The 16,053-nt window shown below is 35.1% G+C and carries 13 protein-coding genes; 6 read left to right on the top strand and 7 right to left on the bottom strand.

Annotated features, from left to right (window positions below; translation table 11 throughout):
• Positions 1-167: 167 nt before the first annotated feature.
• The 4 genes from GKZ88_RS10895 (at position 168) to GKZ88_RS10880 (ending at position 5,391) form a co-directional block, all read left to right on the top strand.
• A complete protein-coding gene (locus GKZ88_RS10895; protein ID WP_155102407.1) occupies positions 168-1,346 on the top strand; it encodes a glycoside hydrolase family 88 protein in 1,179 nt (392 codons plus the stop codon).
• Between the two features lie 104 nt (positions 1,347-1,450).
• Positions 1,451-3,871: a glycoside hydrolase family 2 TIM barrel-domain containing protein gene (locus GKZ88_RS10890; protein WP_155102406.1), complete on the top strand. Its 2,421-nt coding sequence runs from the start codon at positions 1,451-1,453 to the stop codon at positions 3,869-3,871.
• Between the two features lie 314 nt (positions 3,872-4,185).
• Positions 4,186-4,749: a DUF2911 domain-containing protein gene (locus GKZ88_RS10885; RefSeq protein WP_155102405.1), complete on the top strand. Its 564-nt coding sequence runs from the start codon at positions 4,186-4,188 to the stop codon at positions 4,747-4,749.
• Positions 4,750-4,911: 162 nt separating this feature from the next.
• A complete protein-coding gene (locus GKZ88_RS10880) occupies positions 4,912-5,391 on the top strand; it encodes a DUF1203 domain-containing protein (protein WP_155102404.1) in 480 nt (159 codons plus the stop codon).
• A gap of 117 nt (positions 5,392-5,508) precedes the next feature.
• On the opposite strand, the gene GKZ88_RS10875 is transcribed toward GKZ88_RS10880, so the two are convergent.
• From GKZ88_RS10875 to GKZ88_RS10865, 3 genes are read right to left on the bottom strand one after another with little or no spacing between them, the layout of a single operon-like run.
• Positions 5,509-7,713 (bottom strand): xanthine dehydrogenase family protein molybdopterin-binding subunit, encoded by a 2,205-nt coding sequence (locus GKZ88_RS10875; protein ID WP_155102403.1) that lies wholly within the window; start codon positions 7,711-7,713, stop codon positions 5,509-5,511.
• A 7-nt stretch (positions 7,714-7,720) separates the two neighbouring features.
• Positions 7,721-8,701: a xanthine dehydrogenase family protein subunit M gene (locus tag GKZ88_RS10870; protein WP_155102402.1), complete on the bottom strand. Its 981-nt coding sequence runs from the start codon at positions 8,699-8,701 to the stop codon at positions 7,721-7,723.
• On the bottom strand, positions 8,698-9,336 hold the full coding sequence (locus GKZ88_RS10865; protein WP_155102401.1) for a 2Fe-2S iron-sulfur cluster-binding protein: 639 nt from the start codon (positions 9,334-9,336) through the stop codon (positions 8,698-8,700). Before GKZ88_RS10865 ends, GKZ88_RS10870 begins: the two co-directional genes overlap by 4 nt.
• A gap of 336 nt (positions 9,337-9,672) precedes the next feature.
• Here GKZ88_RS10865 and GKZ88_RS10860 point away from each other — a divergent pair, with 336 nt between their 5' ends.
• Positions 9,673-10,809: a cysteine desulfurase family protein gene (locus tag GKZ88_RS10860; RefSeq protein WP_155102400.1), complete on the top strand. Its 1,137-nt coding sequence runs from the start codon at positions 9,673-9,675 to the stop codon at positions 10,807-10,809.
• A gap of 108 nt (positions 10,810-10,917) precedes the next feature.
• Here the strand turns inward: GKZ88_RS10860 and GKZ88_RS10855 are convergent, their stop codons facing one another.
• Positions 10,918-11,520: a nucleotidyltransferase family protein gene (locus GKZ88_RS10855; RefSeq protein ID WP_155102399.1), complete on the bottom strand. Its 603-nt coding sequence runs from the start codon at positions 11,518-11,520 to the stop codon at positions 10,918-10,920.
• Entirely contained in the window at positions 11,510-12,634 is a 1,125-nt protein-coding gene (locus GKZ88_RS10850; protein WP_155102398.1) for an XdhC/CoxI family protein, read from the bottom strand. The genes GKZ88_RS10855 and GKZ88_RS10850 overlap by 11 nt, the downstream gene beginning before the upstream one ends.
• Before the next feature lie 224 nt (positions 12,635-12,858).
• Between GKZ88_RS10850 and GKZ88_RS10845 the strand changes: the two genes are divergently transcribed.
• Positions 12,859-13,191, top strand: coding sequence for a YegP family protein (locus GKZ88_RS10845; RefSeq protein WP_155102397.1), 333 nt, complete (start codon positions 12,859-12,861; stop codon positions 13,189-13,191).
• Between the two features lie 71 nt (positions 13,192-13,262).
• On the opposite strand, the gene GKZ88_RS10840 is transcribed toward GKZ88_RS10845, so the two are convergent.
• Positions 13,263-13,754: a hypothetical protein gene (locus GKZ88_RS10840; RefSeq protein WP_155102396.1), complete on the bottom strand. Its 492-nt coding sequence runs from the start codon at positions 13,752-13,754 to the stop codon at positions 13,263-13,265.
• Positions 13,755-13,943: 189 nt separating this feature from the next.
• Positions 13,944-15,881, bottom strand: coding sequence for a family 43 glycosylhydrolase (locus GKZ88_RS10835; RefSeq protein WP_155102395.1), 1,938 nt, complete (start codon positions 15,879-15,881; stop codon positions 13,944-13,946).
• Positions 15,882-16,053 lie beyond the last annotated feature (172 nt).

Raw genomic sequence — 16,053 nt, 5'->3', positions numbered from 1 at the left:
TCATTGCGCATAATCAGCTGTGTTTTAATAAAGTGAAACACATTATCAAGCTCTGACAACCACGTCTCTATGTGTTAAAATTACATCCGGTGTTTAAATAAACCAAAATTCGAAATTCAATTCTAAAACCAAAGAATATTGGTTATTAAAAAAGCAGATTAATTAGTATGAATAAAGTTAGTTTCATTTCTTTAATTTTAGGGTTTGCATCGCTGGCAACAGCGTGCAAATCCGGAATTAATGCTCAATCAAAAAACAAAGTGGCAGTGACCAATACTCTTTTGGAAACGCGCTATAAAATGCTGCTCGATTATCCTGTCGATTCTTTGTCGATGCCGAGAAGCATGAATATCAAAACCAATGAAATACACAAAGTTCCTTCACGGGACTGGACAAGCGGTTTTTTTGCCGGAAACCTTTGGCAATTGTATCGACTTAAAGGTAATTCACAATACAAAGAACAAGCTCAAAAATGGACTGCTTTCAGCAAAAAAGAAAGTGTCAACAAAAACTCGCATGACGTAGGTTTTAAAGTGTATTGCAGTTTTGGAGAAGCGTTAAAAGTGGAAAAAAACAAAGAGTATGAAGCCGTAATTATTAAAGGAGCCGAAACTTTATGCACCCGTTTTAATGAAAAAGTAGGTTCTATTCGTTCTTGGGATTTCAATAAAGAAATTTGGGATTTCCCGGTTATTATTGACAATATGATGAATCTTGAACTGCTTTTTGAAGCTTCAAAATTATCTGGAAACCCAAAATACCGCGACATAGCCATTAAACATGCCAATACCACTTTAAAAAATCAATTTAGAGACGACAACAGCTGTTATCATGTTATTGATTATGATCCAAAAACTGGTGATGTTAGAAAGAAGACAACACTTCAGGGTTATAATGATGATTCGGTTTGGGCGCGCGGTCAAGGATGGGCTGTTTACGGTTTTACCATGTGTTACCGTTACACGAAAGATCCTGCCTATTTAAAACAAGCTGAAGCTACTGCAAAGTTTTTTATGAACAATAAAGATTTGCCTGAAGATGGAATTCCGTATTGGGATTTTAAAGATCCAAGTATTCCAAATGCTCCTCGTGATGTTTCAGCAGCAATGGTTATGGCATCTGGTTTATATGAATTGTACAGTTATACAAAAAACAAGAGTTATTTGGCTTTCGCCGATAAACTAATGACTTCGGTACAAACCGATAAATACATTTTAAATCCAGATATCAAAGCTCCTTTTGTGCTCGACCACAGCACCGGAAACTGGCCAAAACACGACGAAATTGACGAACCAATAATCTACGCTGACTATTATTTTCTTGAAGCATTATTAAGAAGAAAGTAACGAAAAAAGTAGCAAAGAGACAGAGGTACAAAGTGACAAAGGTTTTCAGCCTTTGAACCTTTGCATCTTTGAGTCTTTGAACCTAAAAAAAAGCTTTACACTTTATGAACAACCGACCAAACCACTATAATACATTTCAATACTTTGCGCTTTTTGTTTTTTTTCAGATTTGTCTGAGCAGCAGTTTTGCTCAGGCAAAGCTGAATATTAATAACGATTGGCTTTATTTAGAAAACCACACTTCAAACCTCAACGAAGCACAAAAAAATCAAAATTGGGTTTCTCTGAATTTACCGCATACCTGGAATGCCGAAGATGCAACCGACTTATATCCGGGTTACCGACGTGATGCGAGCTGGTATCAAAAGAAACTTACTATTCCGCAAATTGATAAAAACAAAGTCTATTCTTTATACTTTGAAGGTTCAAATGTTACGACAAAAGTGTATGTAAACGGCAAAGAAGCCGGAAGCCATATTGGTGGTTATATTGGCTTTTCAATCGATGTTACAAACCTCATCAAAGAAGGGAATAACGACATTTTTGTTCGTGTTGATAATAGCTACGATATCGAAATTATTCCGTCTCAAAAAAGTGATTTCTATATTTACGGAGGAATCACGCGCGATGTCTGGTTGGTTTCAAAATACAAAAATCATATTGACAATCTAAAAATTTCAACACCTGAGGTTGCTGCTAAAAAAGCTTCTGTTCAGATTATTTCTTCAATTGTAAATTCAGATAATTCAAAAGATCTAGCTTTAACCATAACTTTAAAAAATCCGAAAGGAAAAAAAGTAGCAAGCAAAACGATTTCGGTTGCTGATAAAACTACTACAATTACTTTCGAAAACATCAAAAACCCAGAACTTTGGGATACTGATACTCCAAATTTATATTCAATAACTGCTGTTTTATCAGAAAAAAATCAAATTAAAGACAGCGCTTCTGAAAAAGTTGGTTTCAGATGGTTTGAGTTTAAAGATCACGGTCCGTTCTATTTAAACGGAAAACGTTTAATAATTCGCGGAACTCATCGTCATGAAGAACAAGCTGGAGTTGGCGCCGCAATGACAAACGAACAGCATTGGGCCGATATGAAATCGATTAAAGCTATGGGAGCAAATTTTGTCCGATTGGCTCATTATCCGCAAGATCCTGAGGTTTACAAAGCCTGTGATGAATTAGGTATATTAGTTTGGGACGAATTGCCTTGGTGCCGTGGCGGTATTGGAAATGATGTTTGGAAAACAAACACCAAAAATATGCTCGTGGAAATCATCAATCAAAATTATAATCATCCGAGTATTATTATCTGGTCTCTAGGAAATGAAATAAACTGGCTTCCAGATTTTCCTGACGGCGATAATGATGTCAAAACAAATGCTTTTTTAACCGAATTAAATGAGCTTGCACATAAACTTGATCCGTCAAGAAAAACGGCTATCAGAAAGTATTATGAAGGTTCACATATTGTTGATGTCTTCTCGCCTTCTATCTGGTCTGGATGGTATTCAGGAAGTTATAAAAGCTACCAAAAAGCAATTGACGTTTATAAAAAAGAATACAAACATTTTATACATGCTGAATATGGCGGTGACAGTCATGTTGGGCGTCACAGCGAAAATCCTGTTACGGGAGAAAATGTGATAAAATCTGAAGGCTGGGAAGAAGCAATTGTTCAGACTAAAGTAGCAAATATCGCTCAAATTGGAGACTGGAGCGAAAATTATATCGTTGATTTATTTGACTGGCATTTGCATATATCCGAGAATGATCCATCGTTTGTGGGAAATATTCAGTGGGCATTTAAGGATTTTGCAACGCCGCTCCGACCGGAAGATGATATTCCGTATATGAATCAAAAAGGACTTACCGACCGAAACGGAAATCCAAAAGATGCGTATTATGTTTTTAAAAGTTATTGGGCAAAAGAGCCTTTTACTTACATTGAATCGCATACTTGGACAGAACGTCAAGGGCCTGAAAATACGCCAAGAACAATCAGCGTTTTCAGCAATTGCGAAAAAGTGACCTTATTCCATGACGGAAAAGATCTTGGGGAAAAACAAAGAAATATTACTATTTACCCTGCATGTGGTTTAACTTGGGATGTTAATTTCAAAAAAGGAGAAAATACTTTGGTAGCTATTGGAAAAACTAAAGACGGTAAAACAGTTTCTGACACAATAAAAGTCAACTATCGTTTCAATAAAAATGATGCCGCTTCTTCATTGCAATTATCTGCCGAGAAACTAAAAAACGGTCATTTTTTGATAACGGCTATCGCGATTGACAATCACAATTTGCGTTGTCTGGATTATGAAGAAAGCGTTTATTTTCAATGTCTGAAAGGTGGAAAAACTTTAAAAAATCAAGGAACGCCAACAGGAAGTGAATCGATCAAAATGGCCAACGGAAAGGCTTCTATTGAAGTTATTCCAGATGGATCAAATGAACCTATTGAAATGACGGCGTTGAACCAAAGTTTTAAAGGAGAATATTTAAAGATTACTGTTAATTAAGGTTTTGTTTCACGCAGATTTAGCAAATTAAACAGATTTATTCATTATTATGCTAAAGTACAGTTTGTCATTTCGAGGAACGAGAAATCTCCACGAGTAGCTCTACAAAGATTGGATTCACGTTGTGGAATTTCTTGTGGAGATTTCTCGTTCCTCGAAATGACAAGCTGTGTCTAAAATTAATTTGTTCAATCTAAGTGAAACATTAAAACTACAATAACCGTTATCAATTCATTAACAAAAAACAGGCTCAAATTTCACGATTTTTCTTAATTATTAACTTACTTTGTAGTTATTCTAAAAATTGTAATCCTATGAAAAAAATTTATTTATTGGCAGTTGTAATGTTTACTGCCTTTTCAGTTCAAGCTCAAGATGTGGTGAAATTTTCTCCATTAGACGCTAGTCCAGTTGATATTTCTTATTTCCCAAACAGATCCGTTAAATTCAAAAAAACAGATACTCCAAATCCGGTTGTGAAAGTTCTTTACTCAAGACCTTCTGTAAAAGGGCGTGTTATTTTTGGTGATATTGTAAAGTATGGTGAAATTTGGAGAATTGGTGCAAACGAAAACACTGAAATTAAGTTCTTTAAAGCGGTAACTATCGGTGGTAAAAATATTCCAGCTGGATATTACAGTTTATTTGCTATTCCTGAAAAAGATAAATGGACCATCATTATCAATAAAGAACTTGATATGTGGGGCGGATATGCTTACGATGAAAGCAAAGATGTTGTGAGAGTTTCAGTTCCTGTTAAACCAGTATCTGATGTGATCGAAGCTTTATCTATTGCTTTTACAACTCAAGGTAATGTAGCTAATTTGGTTATTGGTTGGGATAAAACTACTGTTGAATTGCCTATTACGGTTAAATAATTAATCGTTTTTTAGATAAAAAAAAGAGGCATTTAAAAATGTCTCTTTTTTTTTTATCTATATGTTTCGTAAAATATAATTATGAGACTCCTTTTAGCAAGAAACGGGTTTTAAATAAAGCGAACAAAATAGAAATTTGATCAAATTTAAAATAAATAAATTATGAGAAATTTTAAGATTGTTTCGCTTTCAAAAGAATTTGCCAGCAAAATTCGCAATACTAATACAGATAATTTCGGTAATCAAATATATGAGCAATTAGCATCTGGAAAAGGTCCTTGCAGAGTTTCCCTAAAACCGTTTAATATTGGCAAAGATATTCGATTGGTTTTTGCTTACAGCCCATTCTCAAAAAACAATGCTTTTAATCAATCCGGACCAATATTTATTCATAAAAATGAGGTGGAAGAATATTCAGATATTTATAATTTTCCACCAGAAATAAAAGCTGATAAAGAAAATTTTCCTTTATCCCTAATTGGCTACAGTAAAGAACAAAAAATGATTTTTACAAAACTGGTTGGTGATAATGATGTTGATCAGTTAATTTCTGAAATCTTTGAAAGTGAAAATAATGTTGAATATCTTCATGCTAGAAATTCAGAAGCTTGTTGCTTTATTTGCAAAATTGAAAGAGTCTAATCGATGTCAATTTAGGCATTATTAAACGATCATGATCCGCATCCCCGTGGTTGAAACCGCGGGCTATATTTGAAAATAGGTTTAAAAAAAAGAGGCATTGAAAAATGCCTCTTTTTTTTAAACCTTCACAGTCTCTATAATTTTATCCAATGTAATTGGTAAATCCCTAACTCGTTTTCCGGTTGCATTAAAAACGGCATTTGCAATTGCTGGCGCCATTCCAACTAAAGCAGTTTCACCAAGTCCTTTAGTTCCCATTGGATTGCTGATTGGGTCTTTTTTATTGACAAAAAACACTTCCTGTTTTTCAATATCAGCATTTACTGGAACATGATAATCAGCGAAATTATTATTGATTGGACGACCAAAACGATGATCAATTTCTAAGGCTTCCATTAATCCCATTCCGATTCCTCCTACTGCACCTCCATACATTTGCCCGGCTGATGTTTTTTGATTGATAACCGTTCCAATATCAGCACAGGAAACCACATGCGCCAATCTAATTTTTCCTAAATTCGGATTCACCAATACTTTTACAAAATGAACTGAAAACGAATAAATCGAATATTTTCTTGCTTCTTCATTTCCTTTTGACTGGTTTTCAACTTCAAAATTTTCCGACTTATTTGCGCTCATCAATGACGCAAGTGAAACTGTTTTTGAATTATCTTTAGATGAAGAAATTACACCATTTGCAAAAGTCAAATCTGTAATTGGAATTCCTTTAAAAATTGGATTTTCAGCAGCTAATCCAACAACTTTGCTTACCAATAAATTACAAGAATCGTGCACCGCAGAACCAACTGACGAAGTCGTAGCCGATCCTCCTTGTGTAGGGCCTTTTGGCAATCCGCTTTTTCCCATTTCAATAATCACATTTTCCGCTGGTAAACCTGTAATCTCGGCACCAATTGCTGTCATCATTGTTGCAGTTCCAGGTCCCATATCATTTACACTGCATTGCAGAACTAAATTTCCATCGGGCAAAAATTTTGCTTTTACCGATGTCGGGCTTCTGTAACAACCAAATGTTCCTGTTCCCATTCCGTAACCCACCAACCAGTTTCCTTCTTTAACAGAACCCGGTTCATTTTTACGGTTTTTCCAACCAATGCGTTCCATTCCTCCTTCATAACATTCTAAAAGAAATTTACTGCTCCAAGGCTTGTTTTGTTCCAAATCTTTTTCGGCATAATTAAGCTTTCTAAATTCAATTGGATCAAGATTTAATTTATGTGCCATTTCATCCATTGCACATTCTAATGCAAAAGATCCCGTCGCTTCGCCCGGGCCACGCATCCATATTGGCGTGCAGGTATCCAAAGGCACAATTCTATATCGTGTTGAAACATTGGAACAATCATAAATAAATCGGGACATATTTACGGTTCCTTCCATGAAATCTTCATAAGACGAAGTCATTGCAACCGCCTCATGCGTCAAGCCGGTTAATTTCCCCGCTTTTGTTGCGCCTAAACCCATTTTCTGAATGGTGTAAGGTCTGAAACCAACATTTGTAAACATTTGTTCACGATGTAAAACTAATTTCACCGGACGATTTAATTTTTTTGCGCCAATTAATGCTGCAATTTCGTAAGGCCAAGTGTGTAATCCCATTCCGAATGCACCTCCAAGATATTCCGAAGTCACCTCAACATCTGCAGGCGGAATTCCGAAAACTTCACCAACGCTTCTTCTTGTTCCTTCAACACCTTGACTTTTGGTATATAAAATAGGTTTATTTCCCTCCCATTTTGCAATAATATTAGCCAATTCCATTGGGTTGTGAACTTCAGTCGGAATCGTATATTCTGCTTCTAAAACAACCTCAGCATTTTTATAACCGTCTTGTTCACCTCGATGGTAATCATTTCCTTTATCAGTTTCTACTTTTTTCTCTTTATCAGCCGCTTTTTTAAGTTCAGTCGAATGTTCTTCTTTTATATAATCTGCTTTAATTAAACTCGCTGCATATTGCATTCGCTCAAAAGTATCAGCAATAACCAGCGCAATTGGCTGATCATAATATAAAACCGAATCGTCCTTGAAAATCTGCAGTGGCTGGCCAAAATTGTGTTTGTCTTTTGCTTTTTGATAGCCAGCAGGTTTGTCTACATTTAAATGCGTAATAACCGCCAGAACTCCCGGTGCCCATTCTGCTTTTTTAGTGTCAATACTTTTAATTTTTCCTTTTGCAATTGTACTTCCCACCAAACAGGCATAAACAACGCCCGGTGTTTTATACTCAGCCGAATACGTTGCTGTACCCGTTACTTTAGCAAATCCATCTACTCTATTAATATTACTTGTCTTGCTCATAATTCAATTATTTAGATGATGCTATAGTTAATGCTTCTATAATCGCATTTGGTCCCAGAGTTAATTTAAAATCATTATCTCCGTAACTTTTGGCACCTTTCATAGCCAAATCGGCTGCTTGTTTAAAAATCGTTTCAGAAATTGTTTTTCCTTTCAAAAATTCTTCCGATTCGGTCAATCTCCAAGGTTTGTGCGCTACACCGCCCATTGCCAGACGCGCATTCACAATTGTATTGTTTTGAATATCCAAAGCCACAGCAACAGAAACTAATGCAAAAGCATAACTGCTTCGGTCACGAACCTTTAAATAATGAATATTTTTCGTGAAATTATTATCTGGAATTTCAACAGAAGTTATCAATTCCTTGTCCAGAAGTGTATTGTCTTTTTCTGGTGTATTTCCAGGCAGACGATGAAAATCAGTAAATTTAATTTGTCTTTTTCCTTTTGGACCTTCTACCAAAACTGTTGCATCGAGTGCCGCCAGCGCCACACACATATCACTAGGATGTACGGCAATACAGCTTTCAGAAGCACCAAAAATTGCGTGCATTCTATTTGAACCTCCAATAGCGCCACAACCGCTTTTAGGAACTCGCTTGTTGCAGGGCATATCGGTATTGTAAAAATACGAACAACGCGTTTTCTGAAGCATATTGCCTCCAACTGTTGCCATATGCCTGATTTGCTGTGATGCACCAGCCGCTAAAGCCAATGCCAGCAAAGGATGTTTTTCTTTTATAGATGAATCTTCAGCAACTTGGCTGTTTTTTGCCAATGCTCCAATTGAAACTTTTCCGTTCAAAAATTCAATTTTCTTTAAATCTAATCCCGTGATGTCGACCAGTTTATTTGGCGAAACAACATTCTTTTTCATTAAATCTACCAAATTTGTACCACCGGCAATAAACTTGGCAGACGATTCTTTGCTGATGCTTGTAACTGCCGAAGACGGGGACAACGCTTTAATTATTTGAAAGTTTTTCATGACAGCATCCCTCCTTCCTTCACTTCGGTAATTGCATCGACTATATTATGATAAGCACCGCATCTGCAGATATTGCCACTCATATATTCTCTGATTTCTTCTCGGCTGTTGGCATGGCCTTCTTTTATGCAAGCAATTCCAGACATGATTTGTCCAGGAGTGCAATAACCACATTGAAAACCATCATTTTTGATGAAGGCTTCCTGCATTGGGTGCAGTTTTTTTCCTTTTGAAAGTCCTTCGATAGTAGTCACCTGTGCATTTTGCTGCATGGTTGCTAAAGTTAAGCAAGACAAAATTCGAGTTCCGTTTACATGAACCGTACACGCACCGCATTGTCCATGATCACAGCCTTTTTTAGTTCCTGTAAGCTGTAATTGTTCTCTTAACAAATCAAGAAGCGTGGTTCGAGGCTCGATGTTAAGAGTGTGTTTTTTGCCATTTACTTCAATAGAAAGCGGTACTGTCTCTAAATATTCAGCAATTTTTTCATCCCATTTATTCTCGGAGGCCATTACCAATGAAGGCGGTGCCAAAGCGAGAGCGGTAAAAAGTCCCGATTTTTTTATAAAGTCCCGACGAGAATTTGCATCTTCATTGGTTGCTTTATTCTGATTTGTTTTTTTAGAAGCCATTCAGTCTATTTTTTAAATTAGCAAAAACACCTTTATTATTCTAACAAATTTAACAATCTTAAAGAACAAAAAATTATAAAATTCAAACATTAGCTTTATTTAGAATAATTACAATTTCGTAATGTGGGTTTTTAACGCAAAGCGCGCAAAGGTTATTTTTATCTTCGTTGTGTAAAGCAAACGCAAAGTTCACAAAGCTTTATCAATTTCAACTTTGCGAACTTTGCGGTAATTCAGATTACTAACTTTAAAAAAATCTTTGTGCGCTTTGCGTTAAAAAAACAGCCGTACATTTTTATTTTGAAAATTGTATTTTTACAAGATTAACCCAAAAGTATGTCTCAAAAGCAAACCATCTATCTCGATAATAATGCCACAACCCGTGTTGATGAGCGAGTTTTGAATGCAATGCTTCCTTATTTTTCTGATATTTATGCGAATGCTTCAAGCAGTCATCTTGCCGGATTGACGGTAAATGAAGCTGTTGAAAATGCTGCATGGCAAACTGCAAAACTTATTGGCGCGCAGGAAGACGAAATTATTTTTACTTCTGGCGCAACAGAATCTATTAATCTGGCTATAAAAGGCTTAGTAAATCAAGACCGTAAACATATTGTCACCGTTTCTACGGAGCATAAAGCTGTTTTAAAAACCTGTCAATTCATGGAATCTATAGGTTTTGAGGTTACTTATTTGCCCACAGCTTCTAATGGAATTTTGAATCTTGCTGTTTTAAAACAAGCAATAACCGATAAAACATTATTAGTCTGTGTTATGATGACTAATAATGAAACGGGCGTTCAACAAAACATAAAAGCGATTTCTGAACTTGCTCATGCTAAAAATGCACTTTTCATGTGTGATGCAACACAAGCTGTCGGGAAAATTCCGGTGAATGTTAAATCCCTTGGAATTGATCTTTTACCTTTTTCTGCACATAAATTTTATGGTCCAAAAGGGATTGGTGCGCTTTATATTTCGGCGAAAGCCAAAATTAAATTAGCACCGCAAATACACGGAGGAGATCATCAACGAAAATTACGGAGCGGTACTCTTAATGTTCCTGGAATTATTGGTTTAGGAAAAGCAAGCGAAATTGCTCTAAACGAATTGAAAAGTGATGCGGAACAAATTTTAAAATTAAGAAATCAACTGGAAACAGGCTTACTCCAATTTGAAGGTTCTTTTATAAATGGAGACACTGTTGAAAGAATTTACAATACCACAAATATCTGCTTTCCGGGAGTTAATTCTGAAACATTAATAATTGCTTTGCAACATATTGCGGTTTCAAATGGTTCGTCTTGTTCTGCTGTAACATCTGAACCTTCGCATGTTTTAAAAGCTTTGGGATTATCCGATGAAAATGCTTTGAGTTCTATTCGTTTTAGTTTGGGGCGTTTTACTACTTCTGAAGAAATCGAAGAAACTATTGAACGTGTTTTGACTTTAGTTCGACAATTAAGACAATAGATTTTTTCAAAAAGTTATTGGCTCTCGCAGATTCTGCAGATTGTTCAGATTTACATAGATACTTTTAATAAATAATCTGTTAAATCTGCAGAATCTGCGAGAGAAAACTCAAAACTCAGACATCAGTTTGTTGTAATCGTCTTCGGTATCAATATCTATATTTCCTTTTTCAAATAAAACCGAAACGACATCATCTGAAAATGTATTAATTATTTTTTTTGCTCCTTCCTGACCTTGCAGTTCTAATAATTCATTAAAGTATTTTTTATTGAAAAGAACCGGAGTTCCCAGTGTCCCAGAATATGCCGAAGCCGCAATTCCTTTTCCAGTTTTATAATGTTCTCCAATCAGATTTTCAAAAATCAAACTTGAAACATACGGTTGATCACAGACAGCAAAAATGCAGTTTTCGCTTTCGGGATATAATTCTGATAATTTCTTCAGTCCGCAAATAATTGAAGATGACATTCCGGATTCCCATTCGGGATTAAAAACTATTTTTATTCTCGAAGGGTCAAGTTCTTCTTCAATCAGATGATTATTAGCGCCTGTAACGACAATGATTTTCACTTCTGGAACTAGAGAAGCTTCTGCAATTGTATTTTTAAGAAGCGTCGAATCTTTATAGCCAAGAAGCTGTTTTGGCTGGCCTAATCTTGATGAATTGCCTGCTGCCAAAATGACAATAACTGTTTTATTTTTAGATTCCATAATGAATTTCGTCGTGAATTTTCCCTGTCTTATATTTTAAAGAAGTTCCGTTTTTTCCAGACTCAAAAGCCTTTATTTCAGCAACAATCGATAAGGCAATTTCTTCTGAAGTTTCTGCGCCAATGTCGAGTCCAATTGGGCTATGAATTCTGCTTAACTGTTCTTCATTTAGCATAATTCCTTCTATTTGAAGATCATCCAGCATTCGGTTCAATTTTGATTTTGGTCCGAGAATTCCAATGTAACGGCAATCTGTATCCAATAATAATTTTAAAACTGCCAAATCATATTTATAATTGTGCGTCATTAACACAAAATAAGTTTGGTCGTCAATTGTGATATTATTTAAAAAATCCTCTTGTTTAACGACTAAAACCTGACTTGCTTCTGGAAAACGCTTTTTTGTCGCATGCACGTTGCGTCCGTCACCAATGATTACTTCCCAGCCTAACAAAGCGGTCATTTTTACCAATGGCTGTACATCATTTCCGGCACCCGCAATTATTAACGAAATTGGCGGATGTACATATTCGATCAACGCTTCATCCTCTGTGTTTTCCTGAAGTTTTTTCACAGACGTTTTTTTCGTCAAAAGCACTTCTTTGGCATCTGAAATTAAATTCAGTGCATTGTTATTGTGATGCAAAACAGGACTGTCTTTTCTGAAAAACAGACTTGTTCCTATTTGCTCTGCTCCTCTTTTTAAAGAAAAAATAGTAATAATTACAGCTTCTTTTCTTTCTGCTTTAAGTTGTTTTAAAAGCTGAATTGGATTATTTTCCAATTCATTGTCAATATATTCAAACAAAATATGAACGATTCCGTTGCACCCCAGCTGAAGGCCAATTTCGGCATCGTCTTCATTGCTGGTATTATAAGTGACCAATTTATTTTGTTGCTGATGTATTGAAAGAAGTGCTTTTCTAAGTGCATCGCCTTCCAGACAGCCTCCGCTTATGGCGCCAGTAAGCAGACCATCTTCGGTAACGAGCATTCTTGCGCCCGGCTGTCTATAAGAAGAACCTTCGACTTTGACAACTGTTGCCAAAGCTGTTTTTTTTTCTGCTGCTTTTGCTTCTGAATACGCTTGTAGAATTAGGCTGATTTCTTTCATAAAATAATAATTAACCAGCAAAACAAACTTCTGATGATTCTTTAACTGTCTAAAAGTAAAAAATATTATAAAATGAAGCGCAGGAAAATCATTTAAGTTTTAAAAAATGCTTCTGTATTTAACAATCTCGAAACAATTATTTTTTCTTACAATATCATTTATATCTCGAAGTTTTGTATTTTTATCTGAAGCAAAATAAATTAGTTAACTTAAAAATAAACTGCATGGGAAAATTTGTAATTACTAAAAGAGCCAACGGAGAATTTCAATTCAATTTAAAAGCTGGAAACGGGCAAACGATTTTAACAAGTGAAGGTTATACTACTAAAGCTGCCGCTACTAACGGAATCGAATCTGTGCAAAAAAATTCGCAAGATGATAGCCGTTTCGACAGAAAAGAATCAAGCAATGGCAAACCTTATTTTAATTTAAAAGCAAGCAACGGACAAATTATTGGATCTAGCGAAATGTACGAAAGTGTTGCGGCTAGAGAAAACGGAATCGAATCTGTAAAGAAAAATGCTCCTGATGCTGAAACTGACGATCAGACGGCTTAAGGCTTATTATTTATACTAAAAAAAGCGGTTTCTAAAATAATTAGAAACCGCTTTTTTTGTAATCTTTAAAATCAAGAAAGTAACTTTTTCCAAGATTTTATATAATCTACTTCAAACATAATCCGACGGCCATTTTGATCTTTAATTACAAATTCACCTCCTTTATTAAAAATTGTCGGATAAAAATGAAAGGATGCAAATGAAGTTAGTGACCATCTGTATTCTTTTTTATTGGAACAGATAAAAATCAGTTCGTCATCTGTTATACATAATTTTCCAGAAATTAAATCATCTTCAACCTGATGATTGGCAATACCTTCTAGTTTAGAATTAACAATATCCGTTTCTTGAAAAGTAATCGCTTTGAGTAATTTTTCTCTTTTTGTAAATCGGCTATAAATAAGACCATTAATTATTAAGGTTATTAAAGCAACGGGAATCGAAACTTTTAGCACACTTTTAGACGACATACCACCAATAAATCCAATAAGGTGACACAGTAAAAAATAATAAATTCCATAAGCTATTCCGTTGCCAAAAATCTTTTTAAATTTATTAATCATAGTTCTGCTTATTTTTTTATAAATGCTTTACCAATTTTAAAATGCATTTTTTGATAAAGTAAAGATGCTATTTTAAATTAATTCCACTTTACGTAAAACCTCATTTTGTTAAAATTAATTTTTAAAATAAAAAAGCTGTTTCTAAATTGTAGAAACAGCTTTTTTTATTGAATAACTAAACGCTAAATATTACTTTTTCAAAGCAGAAATTCCCGCATGTGTTGGAACGACCTGCTTAATACTTCCATCTGCATTGAATTCTAATTTATCCATACAAACTTCGCGGTGAAAACCTCCGGCTTCACCCATTTTTATTCCGGTTGGATATGAAAAACGGTGATACGTAATGTACCATTCATCTTTGTTCGGGATTTGTAGAACCGAATTATGTCCCGTTGCATAAATTCCCTGATCTGGAATTCCTTGAATTACTATGTTGTCTTTCGGAATCTCAATTGGACCAAGCGGCGATTTTGAAGTTCCGTATCTTACTTTATAATTTGGACTTCTGGTATCGTCTTCACTCCAAAGGAAATAATACGTTCCTTTTCTGTAGAAAATATAGGTTCCTTCGCGGAAAGTTTTATCTACTTTAATCACTTTGTTACTTCCTTCTTTAAACGAAATCATATCATCGTTTAATTCGGCTACAGCCATATATCCGTTGCCCCAGTACAAATAACTTTTTCCGGTTTTAGGATCTGTAAAAACATCTGGATCAATTTCCTGACCGCCTTTTATGCCTTCTGGTTTTGAGCTTATCAATGCTTTTCCACTGTCTGTAAATGGTCCTGTCGGACTATCTGATGAAGCCACACCAATTTTCTGTGCTGCCGTGAAAAAATAGAAATACTTATATTTTCCTTTTATTTTTTTCTCTACAATACATGGCGCCCACGCATTTCTGTTTGCCCAAGTAACATCTTTTTTAAGATCGATAATAATGCCTTCGTCTTTCCAGTCGGTTAAATTATCAGATGAAAATGTTTTGAAATAATATCCTGACCAGCCATCAAAACCGTCGCTTGTTGGGTAGATGTAATATTTCTTGGTTTTGTTTGAATACAGAATTTCAGGATCGGCATAATAACCTTCTAAAACTGGATTATTATTTACTTTTGGAAGTTGTGCCGGCGTTCCCCATTTTGCTGTCAATCGTTTTAATTCAGAACGCGTAATTGGTAAAATGGTTCCGTGACGCGGATTAAAATCCATTGAAATTTCATTATCAATCACACTAAAGTTTTCTAAATCTTTGCTTTTTGTAAACTGATATCTTCCTTTTGTATAAACGTCATACATCAAAATATAATCGTCAGAATTGTTTAGTTTGAAAACACTTGATCCTTCAACACCGTCGTTTGTTTGTTGCAGATAATTATCATTTTCTGTCCAATTTCCAGAAGTTAAATCGGTTGTTGTAGCGACTTTAATTCCAGCTTTTCCGCCTTCGGTTTTATAAAAAAGATGATACACACCATCTTTTTCAATAATATCACCATCAATACAAGCTCGCTCTGACTTTGGAACAAACAATAATTTTGGTGTGCTTTCTAAAGCTGTAAAATCCTTATTTGCATAAGCGTAATAAATTTTATCTGGTCCACCCGCATATTGCAAACTAAAATAAATTAAATATTTTCCGGCTTTTGCGTCATAAATAGTCTGTGGAGCCCAAACGCGTTTTAGGTTTTCATTTCCTGAAAAAGCAGTCTGAATATTGACAACATTGCTCGTCCAGTTTACCAAATCCGTGCTTTTAAGCAAAACCATCGCACGGTTGCTGTCCCAGCCTTTTGATGAAGTCATATCGGTCAAAACCATATAAAAAGTTTTACCGTCGTCGCCTCTCAAAATATGCGGATCACGAACGCCTCCAGTTGAACTGATTACTTTGCTGTCTAAAACTGGTTTATTGTCATTTAAGTGATAATAATGATAACCGTCTGAACTTACGGCATAACGAACCGCTTCTTCTTCGACTTTATTGCCTGTGAAATAGACAAATAAATAGGCTGTTAAATCTTTTTCGGCAATAACAGGTGGTGTTCCTTTTTGGTTATTCTGAGCTTGTATAACACTAAAAAATGATACTAGTGCAACAAGAGTTAATTGTAATTTTTTCATTTTTTATTCTTTTTAATTTACTGCTTTTTTCTTTTTTGGTGCGAATTTATTTAAACACATAGAGACATAGTTTTACTTTGTCTATAAAAGGCGTTTCACTTATTTAAAACAAACATAGCTATGTGTAAAAATGTATTTTTCTTTTAGCTATTTTAGATTAAAACTATCCCGA

Origin of the sequence: Flavobacterium sp. LC2016-01, assembly GCF_009711135.1 — a bacterium.
Taxonomy (GTDB): domain Bacteria; phylum Bacteroidota; class Bacteroidia; order Flavobacteriales; family Flavobacteriaceae; genus Flavobacterium.
The sequence above is the reverse complement of the archived record's forward strand: the minus strand, read 5'-3'. Positions and strand labels throughout refer to the sequence as shown.

What these genes read in the sequence shown, in the direction of transcription:
- GKZ88_RS10895 (WP_155102407.1), top strand. Translation starts at nt 168, where the DNA reads ATGAATAAAGTTAGTTTCATTTCTTTAATTTTAGGGTTTGCATCGCTG.
- GKZ88_RS10890 (WP_155102406.1), top strand. Translation starts at nt 1,451, where the DNA reads ATGAACAACCGACCAAACCACTATAATACATTTCAATACTTTGCGCTT.
- GKZ88_RS10885 (WP_155102405.1), top strand. Translation starts at nt 4,186, where the DNA reads ATGAAAAAAATTTATTTATTGGCAGTTGTAATGTTTACTGCCTTTTCA.
- GKZ88_RS10880 (WP_155102404.1), top strand. Translation starts at nt 4,912, where the DNA reads ATGAGAAATTTTAAGATTGTTTCGCTTTCAAAAGAATTTGCCAGCAAA.
- GKZ88_RS10875 (WP_155102403.1), bottom strand. Translation starts at nt 7,713, where the DNA reads ATGAGCAAGACAAGTAATATTAATAGAGTAGATGGATTTGCTAAAGTA.
- GKZ88_RS10870 (WP_155102402.1), bottom strand. Translation starts at nt 8,701, where the DNA reads ATGAAAAACTTTCAAATAATTAAAGCGTTGTCCCCGTCTTCGGCAGTT.
- GKZ88_RS10865 (WP_155102401.1), bottom strand. Translation starts at nt 9,336, where the DNA reads ATGGCTTCTAAAAAAACAAATCAGAATAAAGCAACCAATGAAGATGCA.
- GKZ88_RS10860 (WP_155102400.1), top strand. Translation starts at nt 9,673, where the DNA reads ATGTCTCAAAAGCAAACCATCTATCTCGATAATAATGCCACAACCCGT.
- GKZ88_RS10855 (WP_155102399.1), bottom strand. Translation starts at nt 11,520, where the DNA reads ATGGAATCTAAAAATAAAACAGTTATTGTCATTTTGGCAGCAGGCAAT.
- GKZ88_RS10850 (WP_155102398.1), bottom strand. Translation starts at nt 12,634, where the DNA reads ATGAAAGAAATCAGCCTAATTCTACAAGCGTATTCAGAAGCAAAAGCA.
- GKZ88_RS10845 (WP_155102397.1), top strand. Translation starts at nt 12,859, where the DNA reads ATGGGAAAATTTGTAATTACTAAAAGAGCCAACGGAGAATTTCAATTC.
- GKZ88_RS10840 (WP_155102396.1), bottom strand. Translation starts at nt 13,754, where the DNA reads ATGATTAATAAATTTAAAAAGATTTTTGGCAACGGAATAGCTTATGGA.
- GKZ88_RS10835 (WP_155102395.1), bottom strand. Translation starts at nt 15,881, where the DNA reads ATGAAAAAATTACAATTAACTCTTGTTGCACTAGTATCATTTTTTAGT.